Origin of the sequence: Ochrobactrum sp. RH2CCR150 (genome assembly GCA_014138095.1) — a bacterium.
In the GTDB taxonomy this organism is placed as follows: Bacteria; Pseudomonadota; Alphaproteobacteria; order Rhizobiales; family Rhizobiaceae; genus Brucella; species Brucella gambitense.
The window spans coordinates 62,566-76,915 of the sequence record JACGXE010000015.1 but is presented as its reverse complement, the minus strand read 5'-3'; the positions used below and the strand labels follow the sequence as shown (position 1 = coordinate 76,915).

Sequence of the window (14,350 nt, the reverse complement as noted above, 5' to 3'; positions counted from 1 at the left end):
CCCTTCTCCTTTGAACAGCCATTCCGACTGTCTTGAAACCGATTATATGTCGCCCTGCTGCGCTGTCTGTTCATCACGCGGATTGATAATGCCGTCGATGATGATAGCGGCCAGCAGAATGGTGGATTTGATGAGGTTCTGATAAAGCAGCGGAATATCGAGAATAGTCATGGCATTGAGCAGGATGCCAATCAGTGCGGCGCCGACCAGAACATTGCGCACGCCACCCTTGCCGCCAGACAAGCCAATGCCGCCGATAACCGCAACCAGAACAATGTCATACAGCAGAGTAGAATTCACGACCCGTGTATTGATCGAATGCAGGCTTGCCGCCGTTAGAAGACCCGCCGCAAAACCGATCAGCGCGGAAAGCACATAACGCAACACGATCATGGGCCGAACAGGCATACCGGAATTGCGAGCCGAAACGGGGTTGTCACCCGCATAATAGACGTATCTTCCCCATTTCGTGAAACGCAGAAATGCAAAGATAGCGAGACTTAAACCCGCAAAGATAAACACTTCGACGGGGATGTCGAAATAGCGAAGGCCGCCCAATAGTTCGAGCCAATGACCGCTAGGAACGGGCACTGCGTCCTGCGTGATGAGCTGTGAGCGAACATAGCCAAAAACGAAGGAGCCGCTTGCAAGCGTGACAAAGATCGCAGGCACTTCCGCATAGGCCACGAGAAATCCATTGAGAAGACCGATGCCCACAACGCCTGTCAGAACAAAGGCAATCGCCATGGCGTCGGATGTTCCCGCCCCCAATAGTTGCAAATACCACGCGACAGACATCGCCATGATTGCCACAGTCGAAAGATCAATCCCTCGTCCGATGATCACGATGGCCATGCCCAAAGCCAATATGCCCAGAACCGAAACGGAGCGTATGACGGCAATCAGATTTTCAGCGGTCAGAAAGCCGGGCAAAGCAACGGAGGCCGCGATGAACATGACAATCGCCAGCGCAAGAACTATTCTCTCTTGATTGATAACACCCCAAGCAGACTTTTGCATTTGCCCAACCCCTTCTAACCCAATGCAATGTCCTGCTTTGCGGTTCAGAAAGCGAAGGTAATCGGTGCGAAATCAATTCGTCCAATGAATAATTTTATCAAATATCAATGCGAAATTGGAATAGGTTATGCGCGCCAGCGAATTCTTAGCCCGCTCATGAATAGATGGGGCGAATCCGATCAGATAGTCTCGGCAATGATGTGATCCTTTAATGCTTCAACGAAACGCATCCCGTATTCGGGCAGAGGCGACGCATAGCTCCACATCGCGCATATATCAAAGTAAACCCGCTGGCCCTTCAAAGTAATCGGTTTCCCGATCAATGGCGGCCCAAATTTGACGGCCGAAGAAGGAACGACGGCCACGCCAATTCCACCCTCGGCCATTGAGAATAATGTATGCGGTGAATAGCTCTCGAGCACGATTGTGGGTGCAATCCCTGCCAGTTTACATGCTGCGTCAAAGACTTCACGTGACGCGTGGCGCTGATTAAGTGTCAGGATTGGCAAACGCAGGAGGTCGTTTAATTCGATGGACTGGACTTCGTCGGATAAAAATTCCTCTGTTGTGACAGCCAGAAAGCTCAGTCGCCCGAGGGAAACCGATTCAAATAGATCGACTGGCGCGAGAGGACGCGCGCTGATCGTCAGATGAACAGCACCCGCCCGCAACTTATCAGCCAGTTCCGGTCCGCCGCCATCTTCAATGCGAATGCTCACGCCCGGATTTTCCCGGCTCCAATTCTTGATAAACTTCGGTAAATAACGTTCAATGAGTTGCGAACAGGCACCCAATTTCAAGACACCGCTTTCGCCGCTGCCGAGGTTATCGGCCAGAACCCTCAGACTGCGATCAGCCCGTACAATGTCGTTTACTTTTTCCAGAAGAGCATCGCCATAGGCCGTGAGCTTCACGTTCCGCCCGCTTTTCTCGAAGAGTTCGACACCCAGATAATCTTCAAGCCCCTTGATCTGGCGTGACAATGCTGACTGGGTGATATTGAGCCGTTGTGCAGCAAGTGTAAAATTCATCAGCTCCGCAGCTGCGACAAATCCATTGAAATTGCGAATATCCAAGTGACCCCGCCTCTCTTATTCTTACGTTTCTAAGGCTGAGATTATACGCTGGTGCGGAAGCTTCAAGAAATCTGATTTCAATCCAAAGCCGCATATTGCGCCCCCAATGGGAGCGCAATATCGCCAATCCAGTTTCAAGCCGCGGCCCCCTGCTGCCCGGCAAACCGAGCGGTAAAGACTTCCTTGGCTGCAAACAGTCCGTTGAGCGCCGCAGGGAAGCCTGCATAGACCGCCATCTGTATGATGATTTCAATGATCTCGTCTTTGGTCAGACCAACATTCAGCCCAGCCTCGATGTGGACTTTCAGTTGTGGAGTGGCCGTTCCCATCGCTGTCAGCGCTGCAATCGTCGCAATCTCGCGAGCACGCAGATCAAGGCCGGGACGACTGTAAATGTCACCAAATGAAAACTCGAAAACGTAATCTGCAAAATCGGGGGCAATGTCAGCCAAAGCGGCGATGACATTGTGGCCAGCATTGCCGTCAATTTCAGCGAGTGCGCGCTTGCCGCGTTCCAGCCTGCTTTCGCCCTGGTTCGGTAATTGATGCGTCATAGTTTTTCATCCTCTGTTCCTCGCCGGCATATCCGGCAATCTTGGTGTCGAGGACGACAAGGCAGGCTTGTAGTTTGGCCACATGTGCACGGACACGCTCACGGTGCTGTTCCAGCAACGCGCCGCGTTCTTCTTCCGTGCCAACGCCGCGCTCCCGCAAAGCTGCATAGTGCAACATTTCCCGAATAGGCATTCCAGTCATCTTGAGACGGTCCAGAAATTCTATCCAGGTCAGGATCGATGCGTCGTAATCACGTTGGCCCGATTGATCTCTGTCGGCAAAGGGAAGCAGCCCGATCCGCTCATAATAACGGATCGTATAGGCCGACAGTCCTGATCTCTTCGCCAACTCGCCAATCTTCATCGGAGCCCTTCTTTCGTCACGACGCAGAAGAAGCTAATTGTTAGAGTGCACTCTAAGTCAAGAGCCAATCGACAAAACCGCTCTCGACCCTCGTTTCAGTCAGGTTCAGCAACTCAACCAAGCGGAATGTGAGAGCCTCGATCTGGCTCTGCACATTTTTGAAGCCGCCGAAACGACAGACATCGCGCTATTGCGCCGGTGCGATTGCTTTCAGAAGATCGGCATTGAAGCGCTCTGGATCCTGCATCTGCGGGCTATGCCCGTAGTCAGGATAGGTGATCAGCTGCGAATTCGGAATACGCGCCTGAGCTTCCTTTGCCAACACCGGATAATTGCCGAGCGTTGCCGCGAGTTCCTTATCGGCGCGGTTCCTACCCATGGCGGTATTGTCCTTCAGGCCGATCATCAGCACGGTTGGCACACGCAGCTTCTCGAACTCGTGGACTACCGGTTGGTTGAAAACCATGTCGGCAGTCAAAGCCTGATGCCAGGCAACGATATTTCCACCCGGACCTTCATACATGGATGCCAGCATATCGACGGGCCGGTCGAATTCAGGTTTCCACGTTCCGGCATAATAGGTCGATTGCTGATAGGCCTTGATGCTCGCCCGTGTGGTCTTCAGTTCGCCGGCGTAGAGCGCATTGACTGTCGCATTGGGTACGCCCTTGGCGCGCCAGTCTTCCATCCCCAATGGATTGACCACGACCAGTTTCTGGAGTTCATCCGGATATTGCAGCGCGTAGCGTATGGCCAGCATCCCGCCCATCGAATGACCGACGAGAACCGGTTTTTCGATGTTAAGCGCGGTCAAAAGCTGATGCGTGTTGTCGGCAAGCGCGTGCAGACCATATTGATAGCGCGCTGGCTTCGTTGATTTGCAGAACCCTATCTGATCGGGAGCGATGACCCTGTATCCAGCTCCTGTCAGAGCCTTGATCGTCGTTTCCCATGTGCCGCCGCAGAAATTCTTGCCATGCAAAAGAACGGCCGTCTGGCCATTGGCCTGCTCGGGACGGGCATCAATATAGGCCATTGTCATGGCCTCGTTCTGGCTAAGTATGGTTTGTCGCTGGACCGGCCAGCCGTAGTCGAAATCACCAAGCAGAGGGTCAGCCATCGCAGGCGTAGCGGTTCCCAGGGCGATGACAGCCATCATCGTTCGGATCATGGGTGATACAGTCATTTGGGTCTCCAATTGCTCGTTTCAACAACCACATTCACGATATTCGCCATTTGCAACACCAACATGGTTTCGCGACCGTTACGTGGCTTGTTACGATCGCGAAACCAGTGATGAAGATGGGCGCAGCTTACTTGTCGATAAAGTTCTCAAGCAGCGCGTTGACTTCCGGGGCCGATTCTTCAAGCAGCCAATGGCCGGTATCTGGAAGAATGGTCGAACCCAGCTTGCTGGTGTCCTTTACGAAGCGCGCTTCAAGCTGCTTCAGCAGAACGTCGTTGACGCCCTTTGCACCGCTGATCGAATAGACCGGGATGGTCAACTGCTTGCCAGCGGCGAGCAGAGCTTCATTCTGGCGGATACTGTCGGAATGCGACTGATAATAGCCAAAGGCGGCATGCAGATTGGCACGGGTCGAATAGGGCTCGATCAGCTCATCCAGCAGTTCAGGCGTGAAAACGTCCTTCTTGCCTGCATATTCCTTGATGAAATAGCTCATGAACAGGACCGGATCGGTGGAGACCATCTTTTCAGCGATATCGCCAAACGAGAAATAGCCGAAATGCCAGCCAAGGCCTGGACCGTTTGGAGTCAAACCTGGATAGGTCCACATCGCCTTGTCGGGGATCGGCGAATCCATGAACACCACCTTCTTGATGATATCCTGATTGTTGGCGACCATTGGATAGGAAGCCGAGTTGCACAGATCATGGCAGACATAGGTGAAAGGCTGGTTGTTGGTCAGGCTCTTGATCGCGCCCAGAAGATAGGTACTCATCTTTTCTGCATCATAGCCCGCAGCAGAAGGTTCCGACTGACCCAAACCAGGCAGGTCGAGAGCGATGACCTGATGGTTTGCTGAGAACTTCTTCAGAGCTGGTTCCCACATTTTCCAGGTAGAGCCGAAGCCGTGCACGAAGATGATCGGATCACCTTTACCCTCGCCTCCGCTGACATAGTGCAGGCGAATACCATCGGTTTCCACCATGCCGCTCTTGAAGCCATCAGGAACGGCATACTGACCGTGCTTTTCGGCTTTGACTTTCGCCAGGTTCGCTTTGGAAACTTCCGGCGGCGTATTGATAGAAGGCAGCACGTTTTCCTGCGCCAGAACAGGCGGCGAAAACAGCATTGTAGCGCTCAATAGTGCTCCGGCGGATATGATTTTAGAAAACACGGTTTCGTCCTTTCTCGAGAAAGCCCGATACGAATGATCTCGGGCGAAGTGACCCGGCATCCCCAACTTGCATAATGAGAGGGACACCGGTGCCAATAGGAATGAAGGGGTTGTAAGGCGGCGCGATCAGACCGAAGCAATCCACCGGCCCGGTGAGGCGCGCGTGAATTTTCCCAAGAGAACCCCGTGATTAAGCGACCAGCGGACGTCCGCTATAAGGCGAGTAATCGACGTAGCCTTCGCGTCCGCCACCATAATAAGTCGCACGATCCGGCTCGGTCAGGGGCCAGTTGTTGCGCAGACGCTCGACGAGATCGGGATTGGCGATGTAAGGCTGACCGAATGCAGCCAGATCGATCAATCCGGCATCGATCAGACGCTGTGCGCGTGCATGGTCGAGGCTACCGGCCAGAATGAGCGCCGTATCCGGCAGCAAGGGGCGCCATTGTTCCATCAGACCATGAATCGCATCGCTGACGGGGCGTTCACCGTATGGCAGCTTGACCTGTCCAGATTGATCCATGACGTGAACATAAGCAATGCCGCGCTTGCCGAGTTCCGCAGCCAGAGCCACATAGGTCTCTTCAAGTTCCGGGAAAAGCGGGTTGTCGTGAATGGTGCCATAAGGCGACAGACGAATGGCAACGCGGCTGGCGCCGATAGCGTCGGATACGGCATCCACCGTTTCAAGCACGAAACGCAAGCGATTTTCGATAGTCGTAGCGGAGTAGATATCGTCGCGATCATTGACCAGCGGGTTGATGAACTGCTCCAGCAGATAGCCGTTTGCGCCATGCAATTCGACACCGTCAAAGCCAGCTTCCACCGCGTTGCGTGCGGCCTGAACGAAATCTCCGATAACCCGCTTCACTTCATCGGTGGTGAGGGCGCGCGGTTCAGAGACAGGCACGAAATCCGGCTGCCCATCGGCATTGGGAACAAAAGACATGGCCCCCGATGCCACCCGACCCGTCGAACTCACCGGTGCCTTGCCGTCTTCCTGAATCGAACGATTAGAAATGCGACCGACATGCCAAAGCTGCGCGAAAATGCGTCCGCCCGCGCTGTGGACGGACTGCGTGACCAGACGCCAGCCCTTGACCTGCTCTTCGGTGAAAATACCGGGGTTGAAAAGATAGCCCTGCCCTTCGCGGGAAATCGGCGTGCCTTCGGTAACGATCAGTCCGGCTGTCGCACGCTGGCTGTAATAGAGTGCGACCAGCTCATCGGCTGCGCCACTGAAACTCCGCGAACGGGTCATCGGCGCCATGACAATGCGATTGGGCAGTGCCAGACCCGAAAGGTTAAACGGCTTGAAAAGGCTGCTCATGTTCTGGTTCTCCTGAACGGCGTCAATTAATTTTTCTCGGGAGTTTTATATGACCGTTGACGCGGCAGCTAAATGAGGCTTGAATTCAGAACATTGCGGAAGGATTTTCCGGTATGAAACTGAAATTGGATCATTTCGGCGCGCTGCAGACATTCGTACACGCCGCCGAAAAAAGAAGTTTTCGCGAAGCGGGCCAGATTGTTGGCCTTTCGGCGTCTGCCGTCGGCAAATCGGTCCAGAAGCTGGAAGAGCAGCTCGACGTGCGCCTGTTTCATCGCTCGACGCGCTCGATCACGTTGACGACCGAAGGAAAGCTGTTTCTCGAACGATGCCGTCGTATTCTGGGCGAGTTGGAAGTGGCGCAGGCGGAGTTGTCGCAATCTTCCCAGGGCACCCATGGGCGTCTGAAGATCGGCTTGCCGATTTCCTCCACGCTGCTGGTGGCAGCCGTCAGCGCATTTATGAAGGCTTATCCCGAGGTCGATCTCGAAATAGATATCAGCGACCGCTTTGCCGATGTCATCGACGAAGGTTTCGACGTGGTGATCCGCACGGGAAAGCCGAAGGACAGCCGCCTGCTCTATAAAAAAGTGGGGGAGTTTTCGTGGTGTCTCGTCGCATCATCGGACTATATCGCACGATGCGGTGCGCCTCAGTCCGTCGCCGATCTCCAGAATCATCGCTGTCTCCGGCACCGTTATTCGGAAACCGGCAAGATTGCCCCATGGGAACTGGCGGGGCAGGAGGACGACAATTCCAGAGCGCCGGAGACGCTCACAGTAACAACTGTCGATTCTATTATACAGTTGACCCTGGACGGAAATGGAATTGCGATGTTGCCGAGTTTTGCTGTTAAAGGAAAAATATTGGACGGATCATTGATAGATGTTCTCCCGGGAGCAGCCAATAATACGGGGATATTTTATCTTCTTTGGCCCGCAAGTCGTTATCCGTTGTCACGAGTACGCGCTTTTGTCGATTTCGTTTCGAAATTTCTCACCGATGAACTCGCTTAGATACCGAAATCCAGCGATTATCTCTTTGTTCGGTATTCCCAATGAATCGCTATCGCGGGTATCAGGAAAAAGACGACGTTCAAGACCTTCCAGAACCCGATGATGTTGGCCATATAGATGTGCGTTTGATCGGCGCTGAAGCCAAAAAATACAGACATTGCACTGGCTGTGACGCCTGTGAGCGACATCAGCCACGCAAAAATGATGAACAGCAGGTTGATGACAAAGGCCTTCAGCAGGACATTTCTAATTCTGAGGGGCGTTTCCATCGAAAGTACTCCTTCTTCGGCCAGGCGGCATTACCTCTTTCTCGGCCCAAGAGTTCCTATTATAGCGCAACCGGCGCGTATTTCGGTGGTGTTTCTGCTGGCAAGTCACTACGGCGCGGCAACGCGTCTCCCCGCAAACCGGCGCGAAAGATTGAACCTCTGACGCTAGTCAGGTAGCACTGCCACTAAATATCGGAAAGAACAGAGAGACAGAATGACAGTTAGAGAGATCGTCGCCTATCCTGATCCTCGTTTACGGGCAACCGCCGAACCTGTCATCACCTTTGACGACGATCTGCGTGCTCTCGCAGCCGACTTGCTGGACACGATGCGTGCTGCGCCGGGGATAGGCATCACGGCTCCCCATATCGGAGTTTCAGCACGGGTCGTTGTGCTGCAACTTTCCGGCATTGGCAGTGAAAAGACCTACATCAATCCTGAGATGTTATGGGTATCGGATGAAAAAATCCGCCATCAGGAAGGCAGTGTGTCAATGCCGGGTATTGTAGAAGACGTCGAGCGTCATGCGCGTATCCGCATTCGATACCAGGATCTGGATGGCCGGGAGCAGGAGGAAGAATGCGATGGTCTGCTTGCTGTGTGCCATCAACATGAAATTGATCAGCTCAACGGCATATTCTGGCTTCAGCGCCTGTCGAAGTTAAAGCGCGATCGCCTTATCAAGCGATATCAGAAAGCTCAGAAATGATCGGGAAGCACTCGCTTTGATCCGGCGATGCTCCAATTTACCTGCAGGCATAGAATGCGACCGGGTCTTGCCCGGTCGCAATCGTTTTACTTGGTGGTGTATCCGCCATTGACGAGAATGGTCTGGCCGGTCATCCACCAGCCTTCCGAAACCAGCAGGCGGATCCAGGGGATGATGTCGCCAATATCGGTCAGGCCGGTCTTGGAGAAACCTGATAGCGCTGCGGCAGTCTTATGATAGGCCACAGCGTCAGCACCTTCAGCGGGGTAGAAGAAAGGCGTGTCCATCGGGCCGGGCCCGATAGCGGTGACGGAAATCCCGCGCTCGCCAAATTCTTTTGATGCTGCCCGTGTGAAATGCTCGACTGGAGCCTTGGTACCAGCATAGCTTGAGTAGAACGGAGTGTAGGCACCGAGCAGAGACGTGACCAATGTGCAGATTTTGCCGTTATCATTCAGATGCTTGCCTGCTTCTTTAATGAAGAAGAATGCAGCTTTGGCATTGACCGCAGACATTTCGTCATACTCAGCCTCCGAAATCTCTGTCATCGGCTTTTTCAAAACCTTGCCAACGGTATTGATGGCGATATCCGGCCTGCCAATGGCAGCAACGGCGTCGGCAAACAGCTTCTCCGTCGCGCCGGCTGTGGCCAGATTGGCTTGAAAGGCAACAGCTTCGGCACCTGCTGCCTTCACAGCGGCAACAGTCGTATCGGCATCGGCTTTGCTTGCGGCGCTGTTGTAATGGATCGCGATTGCCTTAGCGCCATGCGCTGCAAGATCGCGAGCAATGAGCCCACCCAGATTTTTTGCACCACCGGCGATGAGGACGGTTTTACCTTTGATGGAATGATCAGTCATTGAATGGGCCTCCTTGGGGACGATATGCGACACAGTCCTGTTGAAGCTCGAATTTATCGACTGGATTGTTTCCATAAAGACGATCATTCTGACAACATATGTCAAAATAGCCGAACAATTGGTTTGGAGGCGGCGTGGACCGTATCGATCTTTTTCGTATCTTCATTCGTGTCGTCGAAGCGGCAAGCTTTACGCGCGCTGCCGATACGCTTGGCCTGCCACGCTCATCCGTCTCGACAGCAGTCGCGGAACTGGAGAACCGTGTCGGCGCTCGACTTTTGCATCGTACGACGCGGAAGGTTGCACCTACACAGGAAGGGTCAGCATTTTATGATCGCTGCGTCATGCTGATTGCCGACGTGGAGGAAACGGAAGGCCTTTTCCGGCGCAATCGCGCCGTGCCTTCTGGAAAGCTGCGTATCGATGTACCGGGACGTATTGGCCGTTTGATCATTGCCCCCGCTATATCCAGCTTTCTTGATGCTTTTCCCGATGTCGATATCGATCTTGGCGTGACGGATCGCGCCATAGATCTGATTGGGGACGGCGTGGATTGCGTGCTGCGTGTCGGTCCCTTGAGCGATTCCGCTCTCATCGCGCGTCCAATTGGCAAACTCCCGCTTATCAACGTAGCCAGCCCCGCTTATCTTGCCCGGCATGGCGTGCCGTCCGGTCCCGTTGATCTCAAAAATCATGTGGGAGTCAATTATGCTTCGCCGTCTAACGGTCGAGTAGAACCATGGGAATGGCTGGAGGATGGTCAGTATCATTCTGTCTTCTTGCGGGGGCGGGTAACCGTCAACAATGCCGAAGCCTATATAGCCTGTTGCCTTGCCGGGCTCGGACTAATCCAGATTCCCTCTTATGATGTTCGTCATCATATTGAGGCGGGCGAGCTGATCGAAATCCTGCCCGCCCACCGTGCCGAACCTCTGCCTATCACATTGCTCTATCCGCACCGCCAGCACCTTTCGCAACGGGTTCAGGTTTTTGCCGACTGGTTGGAGCCTCTATTAAAGGCCACCCTGTTTTTATAAGTGAACAGGACGACCCTACGTACCACTCAAACTAGCCTTTGTGGGCCGCAACCAGCAGCATCATCGGTCTTTCCAGTTCCTCAGCGAGACCCGGGTTCTCATCGATCTGACTTCTGGTCGGAGCGAATTCATCCACGCGGTCGATATGAAACCCACCTTGGATGAGCGTATTAATCGTCGTTCCGATTGTGCGATGATACTTTAAAACACCATCCGCAAACCAGTTTGTTCGGCGCTCCCCCTCGATAGAATAGTGATTGACCGGCCACGTCTTCTGTCCTTCGCTATCTTCAATCCAACCCGGCTGTGTCGCGGCCATGAAGATGGGATGCTCGATAGTGAAGACCAAAACGCCGCCGTCTACCAAGGCCTTGTGAATCATCCTGACAAGGCGGTGGAAGTTTTCGACATAATGAAAAGTCAGCGCACTGTAGATGAGTTCGTAGCTATCAGCGGGCAACTCCAATGTGTCAAGATCGGCAATGCGATAGTCAATCAGGTCGTCGCCTGTATCCGCTCGCGCACGATTGATCATGTTTTCAGACAGGTCATAACCCATAACCGACGCGGCGCCATTTTCGCGTATCCAGCGCGACGCCCATCCAAAACCGCAACCAAGATCCGCGACCCGCGCGCCATTTAAGGGAGGCAACAGCGCTTTGATTGCACTCCACTCTGGAGCACCCATCAAACCATGCACCTGCCTTGGAAGCTGGCTATATCCGGCGAAAAATTTCGGATTGTCGTAGATGTTTTGTGCCATTTTCAATTCCTATGAAAGATTGGACGAGGCACCAGCCGAGCCAAAACACCCCATCCGAAAGGGCAAGACCGGCATTGGCAATCCGCTTGATCAAATCACGCGCTTGACGTCCCGGCATCCCGCGAAAGAGATACCGGCCAAGCGGGAGACAATATGGGTGTCCTTTTCAATCATGTTGTTATGATCGTGAATGAGATCGGCGTAGTCAAGCCGGATCTCCGGTCATCGGAGAAACCATTGGACCCCTCCTTTCAATCGTAGCGCGCCAAAAGCAACTTCGATGGGGCAAGCTATAATTTTTCTCAGACAATTTGGAGAATAGAAAAATATTCACAATATGGTGTATATTATGATTATTTCCATCATAATATATCTGCGCAATCGGGATATCGAACGATATGCGCCACGATAATTGGCGATTGGCTCCAACTGATAGATTGCGCCTATATAAAGCAAATATCAGGATATTTTATTATAAATTTTATATTTATACAGATAATGAAAACAATATTATTATTAATGCAAGACATAAAAATCCAAGAATAATATTACAACTTCTTATTGGCGAAGTCAGACATAATTAATATCGATACAGCTCTCGGAAATTGGCAATTATATAACCGTTATTGAGCGCTGTTCTTCGCAGAGGGTCCGCATGGTTCAAAACCATTGCCAGCTCTACCTTGTGCGGATCAGACACATCCCTTTGATGCATCGGCATCATCAAGGGCAAAAAAGGCCCGCTTGTATTTTGAAATGGACTGAGTCACAAATACAGTCTGGATGTTGCTTTACGTCTTGGGTGAAGGCCAAGGATTTGTTGCGTATCGTTACATTCTAATAATTATAATAAGGGGAAATCAGAACATGAAAACTGGCTTAACCACACATTCTATAGCGAAGTGCTTGATCGTTTCGACAGCTCTGCTTGGCGCGAGTTTAACCGCCCAGGCCGAGAAAATCGGCAATTGTGAGGTCACCGGCACGAAGGGCTCAGACCCAATCAAACCAACGGTTCCAGGTCAGCTCACGGTACAGACCACGCTGCCTGCGCCCGCCTGGTGGAATGGCGATTCACCGGACGCGATGAAAGACGGCTATGAATACTGCATGGCAGTGGACATGGCTTACCGTGCGGGTCTCGACAAGGTGAAGGTCGTCAATGTGTCCTTTGATGCGCTGGTTGCAGCCCAGACCAAGGATTTTGACATTGCGCTCGCCGAAGTGTCCATCACCGATAAGCGCAAGAAGGTGGTCGATTTTTCCACGCCATATTTTGATTCTGATATTGGAGTGGCGATTAAAAAGGGAACCAGCTACACCCCTGAAACCGTCAAGGACCTGCGCATTGGCGTGATGCAGGGCACGACGGGCGCTTCTTTTGTCGATCAGAAGCTGAAGCCGAAGGAAGTCAAGGTCTTTGCCGATACGGGCGCGCTGTCGACAGCTCTGATGGCCAACCAGATCGATGCAGGGCTGCACGATACGTCGATCATGCTCGGCGTCGCGTCGAACTCGCATGGCATGGTTGAAGTGCCATTCCAGTATTCCACTGGTGAATCCTATGGTGCTCTCTATCCAAAAGGATCGCCCAACGAGGCCGTCTTCAACAAGATGATCGAAGATATGAAGAAAGACGGCACCTTCGCTGCCTTGTCCAAAACTTATCTCGCCGACGCCTGGGGTGCTGATCCGGCCAAGATTCCTTATCTCAAGCCGTAATCGCGTTTGCGCATCGGATCGCTGCAAATAGCGGTCCGATGCACCCGTTCCACTGATCGTTCGTCTTTGCCTGATACAGAACAGGCGAGATTACGACGTATAGAAACGGAGGCTCGCGCGATGACCGCCAACACTCCTCAATCCGGTACCAAGCCTACCCTTGGTCTTTATGACAGCGAACGCGGATGGAGCGCCAGCGCGCCGCCGCGTGATACGATGAACTGGGCAGTCACAGCCCTTATCGTCGCACTGGTCGTCATATTCGCCAGTTGGAAAACCCTGCATAATGTCAACGGCGCTCTGACAGAGCTTGGAGCGGGCGGAGTTCTCGCAACAGCTTTGTTGTTTCTTTGCGGCTTGGCAGTACTCCTGTTGTTGAAGCCTGCGATGCTATCATGGCGAACATCGACCGCTGCCCGCCAGGCGCTTGCTGCGAATGATCTGATTGCTGCGCGTGCCAATACGGCAATAGCGCGCGAAGCCGCCTATTCGACATTGGGTTATGGTGCGGTAACGGTGCTGGTGCTTATCGGCATCCAGTTTCTTCTGGCCAACGACCTTGCCGTCAGCCGCACATTTCTGCAACTGCCGCTCATAGCCAGTTCCTTCTGGCTGGTGCTCAAGGCTTTCTGGGTCAACGTCTATATCTTTGTTATTGCAGAGATTCTGGTTCTGATCTGGGGCCTCATCGTTGCAATCGCTCGTTTGATGCCAGGAGAAGCGGGGCGACCCGTCCGGCTGATCGCAACGGTTTATACCGATATGTTTCGCGGCTTACCCGCGATCATCAATATCTATCTGATCGGCTTTGGAATTCCACTGACAGGCCTGCCTTATCTGAAGGATCTGTCGCCGGAATCCTATGCGATTATCGCTTTGACGCTCACCTATGGCGCATATGTCGCCGAAGTTTACCGGGCTGGTATTGAGAGTATCCACCGCAGTCAGGTTGCCGCCGCGCGCTCCCTTGGTCTGTCCTACTTCCAGACATTGCGTTATGTTGTCGTGCCGCAGGCGGTTCGCAGAATCATACCGCCGCTTCTGAATGACTTCATCGGCCTTCAAAAGGATACCGCGCTCGTCAATGTCATCGGCTCGATCGATGCGTTCAATCAGGCGCGTATCATTGGCGCAAACAATTTCAATCTTTCGCCTGTGACAACGGTTGCTCTGCTCTTCATCCTGATAACGATCCCGCAGGCGCGGTTCGTTGATCGGCTGCTTGAGCGTGAACAGCGCCGTACGCAGTCATAGCCTTTCCGGAGAGTAT

Annotated in this window: 15 protein-coding genes; 5 read left to right on the top strand and 10 right to left on the bottom strand. The window is 53.1% G+C overall.

The window, feature by feature from the left end; genetic code table 11:
• Window positions 1-42 precede the first annotated feature (42 nt).
• From FHW03_RS21735 to FHW03_RS21705, 7 genes are all read right to left on the bottom strand, one after another.
• Window positions 43-1,020 (bottom strand): ABC transporter permease, encoded by a 978-nt coding sequence (locus FHW03_RS21735; protein ID WP_182522541.1) that lies wholly within the window; start codon window positions 1,018-1,020, stop codon window positions 43-45.
• 179 nt (window positions 1,021-1,199) lie between these two features.
• The gene (locus tag FHW03_RS21730) at window positions 1,200-2,096 is read right to left on the bottom strand and encodes a LysR family transcriptional regulator (RefSeq protein ID WP_182522540.1); all 897 of its coding nucleotides are present in this window, start codon (window positions 2,094-2,096) and stop codon (window positions 1,200-1,202) included.
• Window positions 2,097-2,230: 134 nt separating this feature from the next.
• The gene (locus tag FHW03_RS21725) at window positions 2,231-2,650 is read right to left on the bottom strand and encodes a carboxymuconolactone decarboxylase family protein (protein WP_182522539.1); all 420 of its coding nucleotides are present in this window, start codon (window positions 2,648-2,650) and stop codon (window positions 2,231-2,233) included.
• Complete coding sequence (locus FHW03_RS21720; RefSeq protein WP_182522538.1) at window positions 2,586-3,014, bottom strand: MerR family transcriptional regulator; 429 nt, start codon at window positions 3,012-3,014, stop codon at window positions 2,586-2,588. Before FHW03_RS21720 ends, FHW03_RS21725 begins: the two co-directional genes overlap by 65 nt.
• A 187-nt stretch (window positions 3,015-3,201) precedes the next feature.
• Window positions 3,202-4,200, bottom strand: coding sequence for an alpha/beta hydrolase (locus FHW03_RS21715; RefSeq protein WP_280994603.1), 999 nt, complete (start codon window positions 4,198-4,200; stop codon window positions 3,202-3,204).
• A 127-nt stretch (window positions 4,201-4,327) separates the two neighbouring features.
• Window positions 4,328-5,341, bottom strand: coding sequence for an alpha/beta fold hydrolase (locus tag FHW03_RS21710; RefSeq protein ID WP_210277372.1), 1,014 nt, complete (start codon window positions 5,339-5,341; stop codon window positions 4,328-4,330).
• Window positions 5,342-5,564: 223 nt separating this feature from the next.
• Window positions 5,565-6,704, bottom strand: coding sequence for an alkene reductase (locus FHW03_RS21705; protein WP_182522537.1), 1,140 nt, complete (start codon window positions 6,702-6,704; stop codon window positions 5,565-5,567).
• A gap of 113 nt (window positions 6,705-6,817) precedes the next feature.
• Between FHW03_RS21705 and FHW03_RS21700 the strand changes: the two genes are divergently transcribed.
• Window positions 6,818-7,720 carry a LysR family transcriptional regulator gene (locus tag FHW03_RS21700; protein WP_182522536.1) on the top strand — a complete coding sequence of 301 codons (903 nt, stop codon included), beginning with the start codon at window positions 6,818-6,820 and terminating at the stop codon, window positions 7,718-7,720.
• A 17-nt stretch (window positions 7,721-7,737) separates the two neighbouring features.
• Here FHW03_RS21700 and FHW03_RS21695 read toward each other — a convergent pair whose 3' ends face one another.
• Window positions 7,738-7,989 (bottom strand): hypothetical protein, encoded by a 252-nt coding sequence (locus FHW03_RS21695; protein ID WP_182522535.1) that lies wholly within the window; start codon window positions 7,987-7,989, stop codon window positions 7,738-7,740.
• Window positions 7,990-8,203: 214 nt separating this feature from the next.
• Here FHW03_RS21695 and FHW03_RS21690 point away from each other — a divergent pair, with 214 nt between their 5' ends.
• Complete coding sequence (locus FHW03_RS21690; RefSeq protein ID WP_182522534.1) at window positions 8,204-8,698, top strand: peptide deformylase; 495 nt, start codon at window positions 8,204-8,206, stop codon at window positions 8,696-8,698.
• Between the two features lie 86 nt (window positions 8,699-8,784).
• On the opposite strand, the gene FHW03_RS21685 is transcribed toward FHW03_RS21690, so the two are convergent.
• A complete protein-coding gene (locus FHW03_RS21685) occupies window positions 8,785-9,558 on the bottom strand; it encodes an SDR family oxidoreductase (protein ID WP_182522533.1) in 774 nt (257 codons plus the stop codon).
• A gap of 134 nt (window positions 9,559-9,692) precedes the next feature.
• On the opposite strand from FHW03_RS21685, the gene FHW03_RS21680 reads away from it, so the two are divergent.
• Window positions 9,693-10,595, top strand: coding sequence for a LysR family transcriptional regulator (locus FHW03_RS21680; RefSeq protein ID WP_182522532.1), 903 nt, complete (start codon window positions 9,693-9,695; stop codon window positions 10,593-10,595).
• Window positions 10,596-10,626: 31 nt separating this feature from the next.
• Here the strand turns inward: FHW03_RS21680 and FHW03_RS21675 are convergent, their stop codons facing one another.
• On the bottom strand, window positions 10,627-11,358 hold the full coding sequence (locus tag FHW03_RS21675; protein WP_182522531.1) for a class I SAM-dependent methyltransferase: 732 nt from the start codon (window positions 11,356-11,358) through the stop codon (window positions 10,627-10,629).
• An 867-nt stretch (window positions 11,359-12,225) separates the two neighbouring features.
• On the opposite strand from FHW03_RS21675, the gene FHW03_RS21670 reads away from it, so the two are divergent.
• Both FHW03_RS21670 and FHW03_RS21665 read left to right on the top strand, forming a co-directional pair.
• Window positions 12,226-13,080 carry an ABC transporter substrate-binding protein gene (locus tag FHW03_RS21670; protein ID WP_210277371.1) on the top strand — a complete coding sequence of 285 codons (855 nt, stop codon included), beginning with the start codon at window positions 12,226-12,228 and terminating at the stop codon, window positions 13,078-13,080.
• Window positions 13,081-13,200: 120 nt separating this feature from the next.
• Window positions 13,201-14,334 carry an amino acid ABC transporter permease gene (locus tag FHW03_RS21665; protein ID WP_377515422.1) on the top strand — a complete coding sequence of 378 codons (1,134 nt, stop codon included), beginning with the start codon at window positions 13,201-13,203 and terminating at the stop codon, window positions 14,332-14,334.
• The last annotated feature ends 16 nt before the right edge of the window (window positions 14,335-14,350 follow it).